Raw genomic sequence first — 15916 nt, 5'->3', positions numbered from 1 at the left:
TCGTTCACTGCCCGAGAGGGCGGTAGCGGAGGTGTACGACGCCGTTTCGGAATCGGCGCTCATCGAGGAGCTCAAGGTCGGCGCGCATGCCGGTCGGCAGCCCTGGCTTGCCCCCGCCGACGACAATGGGCAGGATGAACAGCTGGCACTCGTCGACCAGCCCGGCCTTGAAAGCCTGCGTCGCGAGGTTGGCACCTCCTACGGTGAGATCGCTGCTGGCCGTGGCCTTCAGTTCGTGTACTGCGGCGGGGTCGAAACGGCGTTCGAGTCGGGTGTCGGCAGTTGACGCCGCGGGAAGGGTCGTGGAGTACACGACTTTGCTTGCCGCCTGCCAGGCGCTCGCGAAGTCGGCCATGAGGTCGGACTGCGCGGCCAGAGCGGCGTCGGTCTCCCAGACGGCCATCGTTTCATACAGGCGCCGCCCGTAGAGAAACGTGCCCACAGACCGCAGGAGGTCGGTGGTGAACGCGAATACCTCGTCGTCGATTGGGAACCAGTCGAACGCGCCGCGTTCGTCCTCGATGTAGCCGTCAAGCGACACGTTCGTCACGTAAATCAGCTTCGCCATGCCTCTACCTCTCGATGATTAGCTGCACCAGCCTGGACATTCATCAGCGTGGCGTCCAGCTTGGTGAACGCTTGGAGCCAACCCTCCTCGCTGGGGCGCGCCAGGCGTTCGGGGAGCCACTGGCGGATCTCGAGTCGCGTCCGTCCGTCGGCCTCGTCGTGGAACTCGATCCGGAGTCTCGTCTCGAACGGCTCGATGCCCTCCTGCAGCCGGCCACTGACGTGCATGACGCCTTCGAGCAGTTCGCCGTCGGCGACGTCGGTGAGGTCGACGTGGATGTGCACGCGAAGCTCGGGTTCGGCTGCATTGACCTCCGTCCACCGTTGATAGCCGCCGGGGCGTACGTCGAACTCGATCTCGTCGCGCGGTAGTGAGTTGCCGGTCGGGCCCCACCACGCCGCTAGGTGGTCGGGATCGGTGAAGGCTCGGTAGACGAGCTCCCGCGGCGCGTCGAACACACGCGAGATGACGAGCTGCGGAGCTTCCGTTTTCATTCGAGCTCCCTGGGGTCGTCGGCCATCCGGTCCGTTGCCCGTCCGGCGGCCTGCACCGCGGCGAGGTGGGCATCGAGGCGGGTGAGGGACGAGTCCCAGAACCGCCGGTAGCGCTCGATCCAGTCGGCCGCCTCGCGCAGCGGGGCAGCTTCGAGGTGGCTCGCGCGCCACTTGCCCGACCGCGACCGCGAGATGAGCGCGGCGCGCTCGAGCACCTTCAGGTGCCGTGACACCGCCGGCATCGAGATGGACAGAGGAGCGGTGAGCTCTGTGACCGTGGCGTCGCGTGCGGCCAACTCGGCGACGATCGCCCGTCGAGTCGGGTCGGACAGCGCCGAGAACACCGCGCTGAGCTGATCGGTGCCAGCCATCGGAAGCTCCCTTCACTTAACCACCGTGTTAAGCGTATGAGACGCGAGTGATGTTGTCAACGGATGAGTCGCCGGGCAGGCTCGGTCCTGCCACCAGCGCTGACATGCTGCCAAACAACCTGCGGAAAGACGGTGTCCGCTTCTGCCGCGGACCGAGCGTCACGGAGCGTGGCCGGCCGGCATGGGATGGGGCATCCTGACGTGCCGAGAAGAGTGCGTCGAGTGGCCATGCGTTCCGGTCGTCCGGGCGCTCGTCTCGGGATCCTGTGCATCCTGAGACGGGCGCATTGGCCGCGACGGTTTATCTGAGCGGTACTGTCCGGACATCGGGCGTTGCGGCCAGCAGGAGCGCCGACACGGCCCCGAAAGCGGCCGCACCGACGAAGACCAAACCCGGTGATGCGTACGCCAGCGACCACCCGAACGCCGCGCCGGCCGCAACCGGCACCGCGGTCTCCGCAACGGCACCGATTCCGGTCAGCGCGCCCTGCACGGTCCCCTGCTCGTTGGCCCGGACGCTGCGAGAGATCCATGACTGCGCGGCCGCACCGCCGACCGAGCCGAGCACGCCGACCGCCTGCAGGACGTAGAGCATCCACGGCACGGACACGAACGCGGTACCTACCAGCGACGCGACGCCGAGCAGGCTGCCGGCCACTGCGGCACGCTTGTCGCCGAGCAGGCGGACGACCGGGCCGACGGCCCGGGCCTGGAAGACCGCGCCGGCGAGCGCGCTGGCCGCCATCACGACGCCGATGTGCGCGGTGTTCCACGCGAACTGGTACGTGAGGAAGAACGTCCAGATCGACTGGTGGGTCATGCGGGCGACGTCGGCGCAGAAGTGGGCGTACGCGAGCCTCCCGAGCACCGGCCGGCGCAGGACGACGGCGAGGGAGCCGACAGGGTTCGCCATCCGCAGGGTCAGCGGGGTCGTCCCGTCTTCGGGCCGCGACTCGGGCAGAACGAACCAGCCGTACGCGACGTTGGCGAAGGACAGCGCGGCCGCGGCGAAGAACGGCAGGCGTACGTCGACGGCGCCGAGCAGGCCGCCGATGGTCGGGCCGGCGACGAAGCCGAGCCCGAACGCTGCGCCGATCAGCCCGTACGCGCGGGCCCGCGACTCGGGTTCCGTGACGTCCGCGATGTACGCGTTAACCACGGTGTTCGTACCCGCGCACGCACCGGCGAGGGCGTGGAACAGCAAGAGTGTCCAAGGGCTGGGTGAGATCGCGTGGGCCAGCCAGTCGACGCCGAGGCAGGTCAGCGACGCGAGCAGGACGGGACGCCGGCCGTGCCGGTCGGAGAGCCGTCCGAGCAGCGGCGAGACGACGAACTGCAGCAGCCCGTAGATCGAGCCGAGCAGGCCGGACCAGCGGACAGCGGCGGTGGCGTCCTCGGTGACGGCCGTCATCAGGGCCGGCACGATCGGCACGATCAGGCCGAGCCCGAGCATGTCGAGGAAGACGGTGACGAGGAGAAAGGAGAGGGCGGGCGCCCGGCGCATTGCGGCTCCTGAGTGTCGAGAGGGCAGGGCCCCCTCGCGACTCACGGTCCGCCGAAAGTACGGAGGATCAGAATATCTCCGTTGTCAAAATCATTTTTCACCATCGCACTGCGGCATGCCCCACCGGCAATGCATCGACTACTATCATCAGGGGCTAATCGACCGACAACCTCCGGCCAAGCCGTCCAGCCAAGAAGCGACATCCGGATCTGCCGCGCCCCGCGCGCTGCCAACAACGCACCGACGAGGGCCGCCCGCAGGGCGTGGCGCAGGCCCGTGCCGATGTACAGGTGTGTGGTCTTGATGTATGCGATGCTCGGCCGGGGGGACCGCGTTTCCGACTCTGAGGGCGAAGGCTGCGTCCGCCGAGCGGCATCCCGCGGTCAGCCGCTAATGCGGTAGAAGTGTGGCGGCCGCGCCCGCCAGAAGCGGCGCGGGTATTGCCAGGCCATTCTGAAGGTCGGCCAGGACGCTTCGATCTGCCCCGAGGATCTGCTCCATCTTCTGGCTGTCCGACACCCGGCTCAAGATCGTCTGCCCGTCGTTGAGGTCCCCAATCGGAAACAGGTGCTCACACAGTTCTTGTCCGCGACGTTGTAGAGCTGCCCAGCCCGGCACGTAGGCCAGCGCCACCAGCAGTGAACCCATCCCGCCGAAGACCAGCGTGTACTGAGGTGGCAGATCACCGAGCGGCAGATGTGTGCTCTTCTCCAACATCATGAGCGCGCCGAACTGGAAGGTCACTAGCGCTACCAGGGTTCCGACTGCGGCCAGGAGTCGCCGCAGCAGCCGGCGCAGCGCAAGGAGCAGGACGACTCGTTCGCCTGGCGTGTTGGGAACCGGCCAGGTGGATGCCACGTGCCGCACGCCGTACATGACTCCCCCCGCAGGAGCGCTCGCTAGTGCAGCTCCGCGTTAATCCTTGAGGGGTCAGGACCAGGCGGTGGGGTCGCCGAGGTAGAGGCCGCAGGCGCAGTCGATGGCCTCTTCGGGGGTGCCAACGGGTTGGCCGTTGGGTAGGAACGAGTCCTCGTAGCCGTCGCGGCTGGCCAGGTGGATGGCGAAGCCCCACCGGTCGGCGCTGCCGGTGTAGCGCAGCCGGCACAGGGGCCAGATGTCACCATCCTCGTCGGCGTCGATGTAGGCGTAATCGCCGCGGAAGCGCACCACGAGTCGGGTCAACTGGGGCCAGCGGGCCGCCCGGTGTGTCTCCACCCGGTCGGCGAGGGTGGCCTTGACGGCGTCGGTCGGTCGCACCATGCCGTTCATCGTGCCCGACCACGGTGTGTCGCACCGCGTGGCTCCCGTCGGCGTTGGTACAGATCCTCTTCGCGTGGCCGAGATCATCCCCCGGCCGGTCACGCGGAGAGGTCACTCCTATGCCGCCCCGCGCCCGGAGCGTGGTCATCGACGCTGAACACCGTCCCCGGCTGGAGGCCCTGGCGCGATCGCGGACCGCCCCGCTGCGCGACGTCCAACGGGCCCGCATCGTCCTGGCCGCCGCCGACGGCGCCTCCAACGCCGCGATCGCCCGGGACCTGTCGATCAGGGAGTCCACGGTCCGTACCTGGCGGGGGCGGTTCGCCGAACACGGAATGGCCGGGCTGGGCGACCGGCTACGCCCGGGACGACCCCCGATCTACGGCCCGGACACGCACCTGCGGATCGTGGCTGCCGTCACCAGCGAGCTGCCCGAGGCGGACACCGTATGGTCGCATCGGCTGCTGGCCGAGCACCTGCACGAAGACGGGATCAGCGCCTCCCAGATCGGGCGGATCCTGGCCGATCTGGACCTCAAGCCCCACCGGGTGCGCGGCTGGTTGACCCGCCGCCCGGATCCGGCCTTCTTTACCAAGGCCGCCGAGGTCTGCGACCTGTACCTACACCGACCCGACGGATCCGTGGTCATCTGCGTTGACGAGAAGACCGCGATCGCCGCCCGCAGCCGCAAGCACCCCGACCAGCCCTGCCGAGCGGGCCGAATCGCCCGCCGCGAGTTCGAGTACGTCCGCCACGGCACCGTCTCGATCATCGCAGCCCTGTATGTCCACAGCGGCCAGGTCCACACCGAACGCATTGGCCGCAACAACTCAGATACCTTCATCGACTTCCTGACCAGGCTCGACCAGCGCATCGACCCGACACTGACCATCCACCTCGTGCTGGACAACGGCTCCTCACACACCTCGAAGGCCACCCGCAAGTGGCTGCGGGACCACCCCCGGTTCCAGCCGCACTACACCCCCGCCCACGCCTCGTGGCTGGACCAGGCCGAGCTGTTCTTCTCGATCCTGACCCGCCGGCTGCTCCGCCGAGGCGAGTTCACCTCCCAACAAGACCTCGCCGACCGGATCGACAAGTTCGTCACCGTCTACAACCGGACCGCCAAGCCCTTCCGATGGACCTACGACGGCCGACCACTCAAAGCAGCCTGATCCCTCAAGGATTAACGCGGAGCTGCACTAGGACGACGAGCGAGACAAGTAGTCCGTTGTGCCAGGTCGCGTTCGCGTGGGCTCGCTCGGGGAGGACCCGCGTGACGTTGATGGCCACCACGCCTATGGTCGCGATCGCCGCCACCGGTACCGCCACGTCGCGCACGCGCACCGGATGCAAGGCAGCGAGTTCGGTCCAGCGACGGAGCCCGTAAACGAGGACAGCTGCTGCGGAGGTGCTCAGGGCGACCGCTAGCGGCGCCCACACCAACCACAGCTGGCTTGCGTGGCCTGGATGCGTCATAACCACCGCAATTCCGCCGGCAAGTCCCAGGACAGGGGCGGTGAGCGCCGCCACCGAGGCCGTGGCTGTCCTCTGCATCAGCAACTCCATCCGGTGCCGTCGATCCGTGCGATACGAGACCACGTGCCCCTAGCTAGCTCCGGGGCGACCTGCCTGATGCCTCTCCGCCATCAGGCCAGCAGATCACTGGCGGCTCTGCCAGCGGTAGCGGCCGGTCGGTGGAACTCGTAGCTGGCCATCACGGACCGCAGGTGAACCTCAGGTACGGGCGGGTCGAGGTCGAACGCGTCGCGCTCCGAACGGACGTATGGCGGTGGATACACCGGGAACCGACCGAGAAGCCGTAGCCGGGGCAGCGTCGATGAGCCACTCATGTCGGTGTCGGCCGGGGCCGTCAATGCGCTCAAGTAGTGGAGGCAACGGGAACTCCGCCGACCATCGTCTATGACCAAAGGCGCAGGCGCGGCCTGCAAGGTCAGGTGCACGCTCATAGCCGCGATGCGAGCGCCGCCGTGACGACGACGGATGTCCGGGCTCGGGCTTTCGAGGCGGCTGCTCCTATCCTCCCTGTTCACCAATCCGCCGCGGCCGGTAGGCGGCGGTCGTCCCCGCGAGGCTGCCGAAGGACAGGGCGAAGGCCAGCGGGAGGAACAAGTCCACGGGGGGCGGCCGGAATACGGCAGAAAGGGGCCGCGGCGGCGATCGGCGCGTGGTCGACGCCCAGCTCGCCGACCCCGCCCCTCAGTGCTCGGTACCAGGACAAAAATGGGTGGCCTCGCCAGCCCGTCCCGCCCTACCTTGTAACTGGATCTTCTTCTCCGACCCGCTCACGAGAGGACTTCACCCCGCGTGACGCCGCCTGCTCTTTAGACCTGACATCTTCCCCGTGCATCGGTCGCCGACGTCGCCGTCGGCTCTTTTCCCGTGCCTTCCGTCAGGTCTTCAGAGAGATCATGTCTACGCGTCCTCATATCGTGCTGTCCTGGACCGTTCGGCGCACGCGCCTTCCCCTGCTCGGGTTCCGCTGCGTCCACTGCCATTCCGGCCTCGCCAGCACTGGCGACGGGAAGTTCCGCGTCAGTGCCAACGGCAAACTCCTCAACATCTGGTTCCTGGTCGCCTGCGTTTCCTGCGACCGCATCAGCAAAATCACCGTTCACGATCGCTTCCCGGTCCGGTACCTGGATCCGATCCTTCTGGAGCGCTACTCCGGCAACTCCTCTGCCCTCGTCGCCCGCGTCCTTCTCGACCCGCTGATCGCCCGGCGCAACCGGTTCGCCCTGGAGTGGGACTCATGCTGGGAACTGCTCGCCCCGTCCCCTCCCGAAAGCCGCTGGCCCGTCCAGGTTTCTGTCATCTTCGACGACCCCGTGGCCCCTTCGCCCCGAACGGCTCATCGCCCAGGGGCTGGGCATCAGCCGCGGGGAGATCGCTCGCCGCGTCAAGATCGGCATTCCGCTGAACCGCAGAACTCACAGGGACTTCTCGTTCGTCCTGCTATGAGCCGCCGCCGTGGGCCTGAGCCGGGGCGAGAGGCAAGGTGGCCTTGCCCGGGACTGCATCACACGGCGCTCCGCGCGCGGTCGCTCATGACCGGGCGCGAACGAAGGTCAGGGCCGGCCCGATACCGGCGACGAAGGTGAACGCCCGGGTGCATACATCCGGACGTGCCGATGAAAGGGTGCACCGCTGGTCCGGTCTTGACAACTCCAGAAACCCTCGGAGTGCATCCTTTACGGCGTTCATCCTCCGGCTGCGCCGGTCGGTCTTCGGCGGCCCGCCTGACAATCGTGATCCGCCCGGTGGCTCCGCTTCCGTCAGGCATGAGGGCTCGGATCTTCGTCCGGTGATGGCGCCCGGGTGGGCGGTACAGGAGACAGATCCCGGTGGGTGCCGGTGATCCCGGCCGCCTGTTCGTGCGCCCGGTTCAGGATCGCCTCCGCCTCCCGTCGGGCGGCGGTCACGATCCCCTCGGCTTCGAGCCGCGCCTCGGCGCGGTGGTCGTCGGCCTGTTCCTCGGCGAGTTTGAGGATCTGTTCTACCCGGGTGCCCAGGCCGCTGAGGGTTGGCCGCTGCCGGTTCCGCCGTCGTCGTTCCGCGACGACCGCGGTTCCTGTGGTCGTCCCGTCGCCTGCCACCCCGGCGTCCTCGTCGCCGTCGACCAGGCCGTCCCCGACGAGATCGGATTCCGTCGTACCGACCAGGGAGAGCGCGACGCCGAGCGCAGCGATGGCGACGCCGGACCAGACGGCGGCCGGCCCGAGGGACGGACCGACCGTGGCGCCGACGCCGAGCCCGAAAAGGACGGCGGCAGTCTTGGCCGGCTTGTACATCGGTCCTCCTCGTGTGGTGCGGGCGTGGGGCTTCCGGTTCCAGCATGACGAACGAGTCAACCCGGGTCGATCCCCGACGGAAGGTCCCGGCGCACGAGGGGCGCTGGATCGGCCGAGCTCGTAGTTCCCAGTGGCGGACAATCGAATATCCGGATCTGCCGCTGTCCGCGCGTTGGTAGCGCTTGGCGCCGTGCGCTGTCATGTGCCGAGACGAGGATGTGGGGGCGGGACCCGTAGCAGTGTCGGTGGACGATCGTACGGATTTCCGCGCGGTTCACGCAGGTTTCCGGCCCCAGGCCGAGATCATGGGCGAGGTGGCGAGATCGAGAAGCCCCGCCGCGACGTTGTCGAGATGCCGGTCGACTGCTTCGTTGGTAGCCAGGCCGGCGGCGACCAGCCGGTCGCGGATCTGCGCCACGGTGGCCTGCTCCAGCAGGGTGCAGGCAGCGCCGGTCATCGGGTAGAAGGCGTCGGCTTCGACGTCGACGAGTCCCGCGCCGCGCAGCAACCGAGGCAACGTGCGCCCGTAGGACAGGTCGACCCCACGCTGAGCCATCAGCGTGCGGAAGTCGCGCTTGAGTTTGTTGGCCAACTGCTGGGCCGGACCCGACTCGTCCGGGCAGACCAGCGGCTGCATCATCGGGTCGGCCTCCTCCACCAGCAACCAGCCGCCGGGCCGCAGAGCCGAGATCATGGCGGCCAGCGCCGTGGCACGCTGTGGTACGTGCACCAGGACGAGGCGCGCGTGCACCAGGTCGAATCCATCCCCTGCCGGCGGCTCGACACCGACGTCGTGGCGGCGGACCTCGTAGCCGGCGTCGGCGACAGCGGTCATCCACGAGACGTTGATGTCGGTGGCAAGCACGTGCCCCGCCGGGCCGACGCGCGCGGCGAGCCAGGACGGCACGCTGGGGCCGCCAGCGCCGACTTCCCAACACCGCCAGCCTCTCGCGATGCCAAGCGCGTCGATGTGCCGGAACGTGGAAGGGTTGAACAGCGCCGCCAGGGCGCCAAAGCGAGTCCCTGCTTCCGCCTGCTGATTGTCGAGCAGATAACCGCTGTCATCGGCCATGTCCGCATCATCCCTCTCGCTGATGTCCAGGTTCCGCCACGCCGCGCGGAGCGTGTGGCCGACGAGCGGAGCAACGCGCTCAACTGCCGCCGACCGTGCGCCTGCTGTAGTTCAGGCACTGCCGCGTCGCGCTGTGCGGCGGTGCCACCGTCGCGTGCCCGCTCTGCGCTGCCCTGGGTGACGGTCCTGGATCGGCCTCGGTCGCTTCATCGTTGCCAAAGGAACGCGGCGTCGCTGCAGGATCGGCAACGAAATCCGTAACCACAGCCACCGCCGCCGAAGTTCGCCGAGGTTCGGTAATCGTGTCCTTCCTCAAGCTGCACGACGAACGACATCGGTTGATCACAGACGCCGCAGTCGGGCGTCTCGTCGTTCTGCAGCCACGCCGGCCGACCACCGACCTGGCCCAGCACCTCCGGCCAGGACCGACCGGTCTCGCGAGCCCAACGGTCCCGCGCTCCCAGATAGTCGTCCCCCTCGATCTGCACGAAGCCGATCGCGGACGTCTCGTCGAGCAGCGTGACGCCGTCATCGGGTACCGGGGCGGCCCGCGTGGCATCGGACCCGAACACGAAGGCGCTGTTTCCGCCCGAGGCGGCATCCCATTCGTCGCAGAGCCCCGGCTCGTTCTGGCACATGAAAACCGACAGCAGACTGGCACTGCCGGGATCGGCGTCAGCAAGGCAAATCTGAGGCAGGAACTGCATCGGCCCTTCGCACTCGCGGCACCGAGGCCACTCGAACTCTGGCGGCGTGAGCGGGACTCCGCCCGTACGGGTTTCCGACGCGTCTGCTGCCGCGGCGCCGGCGTAGATCATCAGCTTCACCACGCGGGCAGGGTACGCGGCGCCCTTCGAACAAGCGGTCGGACGAATGCCGTTCTTCGGCGGGGCTGACAAGACTCACTGATTCGTCGCTGACTGCGCGAAGCCCATCCACACTGAGACTCTCGGTTAATCATTCAGATAGCCGACTGCTGCGGAGCCGGATGCGATCCGGACGCGGTAGCCCCAACGTTGCAGAGCCCGAGCCATCCTGCCCGCACCGGCCGGGTTGGCGGAGTGGACATGGACGACGCCGATGTCGAACGGACGCCCTTCGAAGGCCGCACGCTCCAACACCTCCACAACCGGCCAGATCGTGTCGGCCTCACCGAGGTCGTGACCAAGCCACAGCTCGTCCAGCCGCTCGTCGCGGTGGCGTTCGAGGAGGGCGACCCCGGCAACGCTGCTGCGCGACACCTCGGCACTACGGCCATCAACGAAGGAGCGCAGGTCGTCTACCAGAACGATTCGCCGAAGCTTGCCGCCGTCCACGGGACCATCGTGCCGCCCCTCGTCGGGAGATCCGAAGGCCCGGGGACGATCACCTCGGACATCGGGCGCATTCTTCTGCCGCTGACAAAGCGCGGCGTCCGCGATGCACTCGTCACCGTCCATACCCAACGTCGGGTGGCTTGCTCCGTGCCGCAGGGCGGACGCCCCTGCGCTAGGCAGGCTGTCCCGGCTGGTCTCTGGCTGTCGGTCCAGGCCGCGTATCCGTCCGTTCGGGTGGATTGGGTGCCGCCGTCGACGCGCGGCTGGATCCCAATCTCCGGCCGGTGCACCGTCTACAGTTGACTGACCAGCGCTTCCTGGGTCGTTTCGAAGTGCGCAAGCCGTTGATGGGCACTGTGCGTGTGGCTCACCGTGGATGACACGTTCCACCAAGGGTTCCGGGGCGCGGACGCCGGTGATGAGCTGACCGCCCCCGTAGGGCTTCCTTGTGCAACCAGGCGATGGGCTGACCGTTCCCCCTCCTTGTCGGCGGGAGGATCGGGCGTGGTGCGGCGAGCGGTCGAGTCGTAGAGGGGTGACGTTCGGTGAGTGTTCTGGGCGACTTCGTGCGACTCGATCCCGAGGTGATGGAGGCGGTTCGGGCCGATCCCGGCGACGCGTACGTCCGTCTGTCGGACTTCGAGGAGGCGGGTCGACTGGACCTGGGGCGGGCATGGGAGACTCGCCGCCCTCATGGACGCGGCGCATTTCCCGATCAACCCGGTCACCGCCGGCTCGCTCTATCCGGATGAGCGGACGTCCTGGGGCGCGAGAGCCGATTCCCGGTCCCTGACGGTCGAGGAGGTCGCCCGGGCGGCGGCGCACCTGAGCCAGACTCCGTTCGACGTCTTGAGACCTCAGCTGCGGCAGGTGCTGGAGGAAGAGGAGGGAATCCTGGTCAACCTCGATCCTGCGTCACCCCATTACCTGGAGCCGCTCTCGCCCGAGGAAGCCGCGCAGGTTCGCATGTCCGACGTGACCGTGCGGAACATCGAGCTTATCCTCGCCGATCGTTACGAGGCGCTCGTGGTCTTCTTCGACGCCGCCGCAGGAGCCGGCCAGTGCACCGTCTTCTGGGCGGCCTAGACCTAGCCACCCGCGTTCGTGGGACACGGGCGAGGGAGGTCGCCTGACCTACTAGGGGAACTCGAAGTGGTCAACCGGCGACAACACGAGGTTGACCTACCGTAGTTGCCTGCCATCCACACGGTGTTGTTCACCAACGAGTGCAGCGCGCCCCGCGATCCCACTCGCTCAGGTCGCGCAGGCGGTAGGCGCGCGTGCGGGATTCGCGCTCGCCGGCGCGGCACTTCTGGTCGACGCTGTCCTGATATGGCGGTCTCGACGGTTCAGGATGGGCCGATCGGCCGACCAGGCCGGGGCGGCGGGGACCAGAAGGCCTGGGTAGTTTCCCTGTCATGAGTGAGGACACCTTCCGCTCGGTGGAGCTCGAGCGCACCAGCGTGGGAAAGTACGTCGTGCGGAATGTCCGCGGCGGATCGATGTCGATGGGCACGGGCGAGGACGGCAGCTTCACGCCGGTGGAACTGCTTCTGGCGGCCATCGGCGGCTGCACTGCGATAGACGTGGACCACATCACCAGCCGCCGTGCCGAGCCGACCCAGTTCTCCGTCAAGGTCACCGGCGACAAGATCCGGGACGAGGCCGGAGGAAACCGGATGCAGAACCTCAGGGTCGAGTTCACCGTGACGTTCCCGGTGGGCGCGGGCGGCGACAGGGCGCGCGAGGCGCTGCCCCGGTCGCTGCAGCAGTCGCACGAACGGCTCTGCACCGTCTCCCGTACCGTCGAACTTGGCACTCCCGTCTCGATCGTCGAGGCTGCCGGCTCCACCGGAGACTGAGGTCTCCGGGGGTTGACGGGCGGCGAGGCGTTCGATCACCCCGCGGGCGAAATGCTGGTGCTTCTCGATGTGCCGCTACCACCAAACCACATCACTCTCGCTGACACTTCCGTTTACTCGCCGTCGGATCGCTCGCGTCCTGCCGCGGGGAGGACGGCCCGCGTTAGGCAGACTGTTCCGGCTGACCGTGTCGGTCCATCTGGGGCCAGATCGGGGAGCGGGTGGGGAGCCGTCGGGTGTGGGGCGCCACGGTCGATGGTCCGCAGCCGGCGAGGGCGCTCAGCGTCGCGGTCGCAAGAAAAGTTGCCAGGGATACGACGAGCCGAGCGCTCCGCCTGACGTGACTTTACGGGTACGCCGACCCTGACACTGTCTGCGTTCTCGGCTTGCCTGGCGTCACGCATCGACGTACCGTGGCCGGTTGCCGACGGCGGGCGTCGGCGCACGTACCCCAAAGGATCGAACATATGCCGCGTAAGCCCTTCAATCGCAGCATGATGACGACCCTACTAGGCCTGCTCATCGCCGTGTTGACCCCGGCCCTCGCAGTGGCGTCGCCGGCATTCGCTGGCGGCGATCGATGCTGCCAGGTGAGCATCGACAACATGCCCGCGCAGTTTCACGGCGGAGGCGACCCCGAGCCCTTCACTCTGCATGTGGTTAACCAAACCCAGGAGACTCTCCGGTACCTCAATGTGTCGTTCGTCCTTCAGGCGAATGGTCTCGTCGGAGACCTGGTCCACCTCCAGCGTCAGCGCGTTCTCGGCGGACCACACAGCGTCGGAACGTTCACCCAGCACGGTGTGCAGAACGGTGTCGTCACGGCAAACGATCAGATCGACTTCGGGATGCTGGCGCTGCCGCCCGGCGACGGCGTGAACATCCAGTATCAGCTGTCCTTTAACAAGAAGATCCCCAGCACCGGGCTTACGCTTTCAGTACAAGTGCAGCCCAAGCGAAGCGACGGGGGCGTCAGTTCCGCCGGCCCGTATCAGTCCACGATCGTGGCAGCGGGACAGTCGACCCAGACTCAGCCAGATCCAACGCCGACTCCAACTCTGAGCGCTACGGCTAGCGATACGCCGATCGCGGCCGATGCGACCGACGTCGGAGCAGCGCCAACGGACCAGCCATCGCTCAACGTCGGCAGCTCGTCAAGCGGCGGCGGTGGCTCGCTGATGTGGCTGGCGTACACCATTGGCGCTCTGCTCTTGCTCAGCGGAATCGGCGTGATCGGCACGCTGCTGTGGCGGCGCGGACCTCACGAAGTCGAGACCGATTGGGACGAGCCGCAACGGTACGGCCAGCCGACATGCCCGACGCAGCCGCTCGGTGTTCACGCGCCCACCCAGATCGCCGACGACGGAATGTCGAGGTAGGCCGGTGGCCACGGGGCGCAAACACGTGTTGCCCCGACCGTCTACAGCGCGCCCGGCCATCATACGGCTCCGACCGTGCAGTTCCCGGTCCCGCAGGACCCCTTTGCGGATCCTGAGCAGGCCCGGGGTTGACCCGGCAAAGGGGCGCATCCGACGCTGCGCTTGCCGAAAATGCCATCCGGCCAGGCTGCATGCCGGTCGTGGAGGATGCCGCCGAGGCGGTCGCGGCGTCGTATGTCGAGGCGGGTCGTGGCGTCCGGCTCGGGGATCGGCTTGGGCAGCGCGTTGTACCTGCCGAGAATTACGTCCGGGCTGGTCAGGCGGCATGTTCGTACTCGTGTAGGAGGCCGCCGAGGCGGTCTCGGCGGCGGATGCGAAGCTGGTTGAGTTCGTCCTTGTCGCTGATTGGCTCGGGCAGCGGCGCCGTTGGCCGGGCGTTGGCCATCCCCTGATGTGGACGGTGGGCCTTGTAGAAGTCCTCGTATTCGCGCAAGGCGCGGATCAGGTGCCCTGGTTCCTGATCAGGGTTCGGTCGAGCATCTCGGCGCGGCAGGTGCGTACCCAACGTTCCATGATCGCGTTCATGCGTGGCATCTGAACGCCGCTGCGCACGACGGTGATGCCGCTGTCGGCCAGGATCGCGTCGAACAGTGCCGGGTACTTGCCGTCGCGGTCGCGGATCAGGTATCGCGCGGTCGAAGAGCCCGGCGGCGAGCGGCAACAGGCCCAGCAAGGCCAGCAGCCACCACCAACCGCCCAACGACACCCCGACCGATGAGCACCGACCCGAGGACGACCCGTGCGACCCGACCGGCTGGCGAGTTGAAGAACTGCAGGACGGGCACGACCACCCCCGGTACAAAGAGGGACAATAAGCCCCAACTGCCCGCCAGCCTATCGGCAAACCGCACTGGTCGTACCGGAAGCGTGTCGCTGAGCAGTGGCTGGTGCGGTCGCGTCTCCGGTCGCCGTGCGCCCGCCGCGACGACAGTCGGTCGGTATTCCGCAGACGCCTGCCGCACCGGCTCCCTACCGACGCCTGGTCCGGTATCGCCACGGTGAGAAGCGGCTTCGACAGTGCCGCTCAGCGGGCCTTCTTCGTCGCCCGCTTGCGGGGCGGCGTCAACAGGTCGGCGATCGCCGCGATCGCGGACGGCACTAGCCGGTAGTACGCCCAGACGCCGCGCTTCTCGCGCTCGAGCAGGCCGGCCTCGGTGAGGATCCGAAGGTGATGACTGACGGTCGGCTGGGAGAGCCCGAGCGGCGCGGTGAGGTCACTCACGGACGCCTCGCCCTCCGGAGCGGACTGGATGAGACTGAGCAGTCGCAGCCGGGCTGGGTCGGCGAATGCCTTCAGCACTCCCGCGAGCCGCTGGGCATCGGCACGCTTGATCGGCTCGCCAGCAAGCGGCGAGATAGCAGGCTTAGCAGTTTTCGCAATTCCCACGTCTGCCATCGTTCCACCAACACCATCGATAGGCCGGTGGAACCGGGACCGGGTCACCGTCAGTTTGCGGGTAGGGAGCCGTGTGGACCCGTCCCGGCCGTGCCCGCAGCCCGGATGGGCGAGTGTCGGCATCGGCGCAGCGTGGCGCGGATCTTGGGCCACTCGGCATGATGATCTGCGGGAGGGCGAGGACTTCCCGACCGCCGGGCACGTCGTGGACTACCTACGGGCCTACGAGCAGCGGTACGACCTGAGGGTGCGTCGGCCGGTCCGGGTACACGAGGTGCGGCGAGCCGGGGAGCGCCTGGCGGTGGAGACCGACGCCGGGAGATGGCTGGCCCGGTACGTCATTTCCGCCACCGGTACGTGGGAGTGCCCGTACGTGCCCGACATCCCGACCAGCCAATCTGACTCGCTTCAGGCGGCTTGGTGGGGGAGTGGCTCCGCATCGCCGCACGGCGCGGCACGCCAGTTTCAAGATTCCGGGGTCGGGCAACAACGGGCGCCAGCCAGTCAAATCCTAAGGGAGCCGCGCCCAACGGCTCCGTATCGCCCTCGGCAATGGCGTCAGCGCCTCGCTGCCGCCATTGCTGTCTCGCGGCGCGAACTCCAGTGCAGACTCTGCCCGTCGGAGCCTCATTCTCCCTGGCTGGATTGACGACTGCGCTGCCATTGGCGCAGGGGAGTCGAATTGACTGCGTTAGTTGCGCCATAGGGTCCTCGTGGGTAGCTCACGGCTGTAGTGTTTACGCATTGTGAGGTGCTAGGCTTTAGCGCATGAGCACCCATTTGTGTATTGGGTGCTACGCGGAAATGCTCAATTCCCCCTCG

19 protein-coding genes are annotated in these 15916 nt (G+C 67.7%); 6 read left to right on the top strand and 13 right to left on the bottom strand.

The genetic code is table 11. The features are described from left to right. Positions 1–4 precede the first annotated feature (4 nt). The 6 genes from OG799_RS15545 to OG799_RS15520 all read right to left on the bottom strand — a co-directional run bounded on the left by OG799_RS15545 (position 5) and on the right by OG799_RS15520 (position 4197). Complete coding sequence (locus OG799_RS15545; protein WP_406045740.1) at positions 5–568, bottom strand: dihydrofolate reductase family protein; 564 nt, start codon at positions 566–568, stop codon at positions 5–7. Then, positions 556–1062 carry an SRPBCC domain-containing protein gene (locus OG799_RS15540; RefSeq protein WP_406045739.1) on the bottom strand — a complete coding sequence of 169 codons (507 nt, stop codon included), beginning with the start codon at positions 1060–1062 and terminating at the stop codon, positions 556–558. The genes OG799_RS15545 and OG799_RS15540 overlap by 13 nt, the downstream gene beginning before the upstream one ends. Beyond that, a complete protein-coding gene (locus OG799_RS15535) occupies positions 1059–1433 on the bottom strand; it encodes an ArsR/SmtB family transcription factor (RefSeq protein WP_406045738.1) in 375 nt (124 codons plus the stop codon). Before OG799_RS15535 ends, OG799_RS15540 begins: the two co-directional genes overlap by 4 nt. A gap of 301 nt (positions 1434–1734) precedes the next feature. Next, the gene (locus OG799_RS15530; protein ID WP_406045737.1) at positions 1735–2937 is read right to left on the bottom strand and encodes an MFS transporter; all 1203 of its coding nucleotides are present in this window, start codon (positions 2935–2937) and stop codon (positions 1735–1737) included. Positions 2938–3327: 390 nt separating this feature from the next. Beyond that, positions 3328–3813, bottom strand: a complete 486-nt coding sequence (locus tag OG799_RS15525; protein WP_406045736.1) for a hypothetical protein — start codon at positions 3811–3813, stop codon at positions 3328–3330. 54 nt (positions 3814–3867) lie between these two features. Beyond that, a complete protein-coding gene (locus OG799_RS15520; protein ID WP_406043997.1) occupies positions 3868–4197 on the bottom strand; it encodes a hypothetical protein in 330 nt (109 codons plus the stop codon). Between the two features lie 119 nt (positions 4198–4316). Here OG799_RS15520 and OG799_RS15515 point away from each other — a divergent pair, with 119 nt between their 5' ends. Then, positions 4317–5372, top strand: coding sequence for an IS630 family transposase (locus OG799_RS15515; RefSeq protein ID WP_406043999.1), 1056 nt, complete (start codon positions 4317–4319; stop codon positions 5370–5372). Positions 5373–5376: 4 nt separating this feature from the next. Here the strand turns inward: OG799_RS15515 and OG799_RS15510 are convergent, their stop codons facing one another. Then, a complete protein-coding gene (locus OG799_RS15510; RefSeq protein WP_406045735.1) occupies positions 5377–5766 on the bottom strand; it encodes a hypothetical protein in 390 nt (129 codons plus the stop codon). An 863-nt stretch (positions 5767–6629) separates the two neighbouring features. Between OG799_RS15510 and OG799_RS15505 the strand changes: the two genes are divergently transcribed. Then, on the top strand, positions 6630–7319 hold the full coding sequence (locus OG799_RS15505; protein ID WP_406045734.1) for a DUF1062 domain-containing protein: 690 nt from the start codon (positions 6630–6632) through the stop codon (positions 7317–7319). Positions 7320–7493: 174 nt separating this feature from the next. On the opposite strand, the gene OG799_RS15500 is transcribed toward OG799_RS15505, so the two are convergent. From OG799_RS15500 to OG799_RS15485, 4 genes are all read right to left on the bottom strand, one after another. Next, on the bottom strand, positions 7494–8009 hold the full coding sequence (locus OG799_RS15500) for a DivIVA domain-containing protein (RefSeq protein WP_406045733.1): 516 nt from the start codon (positions 8007–8009) through the stop codon (positions 7494–7496). Positions 8010–8283: 274 nt separating this feature from the next. Further along, the gene (locus OG799_RS15495) at positions 8284–9081 is read right to left on the bottom strand and encodes a methyltransferase domain-containing protein (protein ID WP_406044189.1); all 798 of its coding nucleotides are present in this window, start codon (positions 9079–9081) and stop codon (positions 8284–8286) included. Between the two features lie 206 nt (positions 9082–9287). Then, positions 9288–9911 carry a DUF1963 domain-containing protein gene (locus OG799_RS15490; protein ID WP_406045732.1) on the bottom strand — a complete coding sequence of 208 codons (624 nt, stop codon included), beginning with the start codon at positions 9909–9911 and terminating at the stop codon, positions 9288–9290. 123 nt (positions 9912–10034) lie between these two features. Beyond that, complete coding sequence (locus tag OG799_RS15485) at positions 10035–10397, bottom strand: cyclic-phosphate processing receiver domain-containing protein (RefSeq protein WP_406045730.1); 363 nt, start codon at positions 10395–10397, stop codon at positions 10035–10037. Positions 10398–11090: 693 nt separating this feature from the next. On the opposite strand from OG799_RS15485, the gene OG799_RS15480 reads away from it, so the two are divergent. The 3 genes from OG799_RS15480 to OG799_RS15470 all read left to right on the top strand — a co-directional run bounded on the left by OG799_RS15480 (position 11091) and on the right by OG799_RS15470 (position 13638). Beyond that, on the top strand, positions 11091–11483 hold the full coding sequence (locus tag OG799_RS15480) for a hypothetical protein (protein WP_406045728.1): 393 nt from the start codon (positions 11091–11093) through the stop codon (positions 11481–11483). Positions 11484–11815: 332 nt separating this feature from the next. Further along, positions 11816–12259 carry an OsmC family protein gene (locus OG799_RS15475; protein WP_406045727.1) on the top strand — a complete coding sequence of 148 codons (444 nt, stop codon included), beginning with the start codon at positions 11816–11818 and terminating at the stop codon, positions 12257–12259. Positions 12260–12849: 590 nt separating this feature from the next. After that, positions 12850–13638, top strand: coding sequence for a hypothetical protein (locus OG799_RS15470; protein ID WP_406045726.1), 789 nt, complete (start codon positions 12850–12852; stop codon positions 13636–13638). Between the two features lie 316 nt (positions 13639–13954). Here the strand turns inward: OG799_RS15470 and OG799_RS15465 are convergent, their stop codons facing one another. Together OG799_RS15465 and OG799_RS15460 are read right to left on the bottom strand one after the other, a co-directional pair. Continuing rightward, positions 13955–14203, bottom strand: a complete 249-nt coding sequence (locus tag OG799_RS15465; protein ID WP_406045725.1) for an integrase — start codon at positions 14201–14203, stop codon at positions 13955–13957. Positions 14204–14722: 519 nt separating this feature from the next. Continuing rightward, complete coding sequence (locus OG799_RS15460; protein WP_406045724.1) at positions 14723–15094, bottom strand: ArsR/SmtB family transcription factor; 372 nt, start codon at positions 15092–15094, stop codon at positions 14723–14725. 73 nt (positions 15095–15167) lie between these two features. On the opposite strand from OG799_RS15460, the gene OG799_RS15455 reads away from it, so the two are divergent. Beyond that, positions 15168–15743, top strand: a complete 576-nt coding sequence (locus OG799_RS15455) for an NAD(P)-binding domain-containing protein (protein WP_406045723.1) — start codon at positions 15168–15170, stop codon at positions 15741–15743. Positions 15744–15916 lie beyond the last annotated feature (173 nt).

The sequence above is a fragment of the Micromonospora sp. NBC_00898 genome, from assembly GCF_045207895.1.
Taxonomy (GTDB): domain Bacteria; phylum Actinomycetota; class Actinomycetes; order Mycobacteriales; family Micromonosporaceae; genus Micromonospora.
Note: the sequence above shows the minus strand (reverse complement) of the source record. Positions and strands in the feature narration are given on the sequence as shown.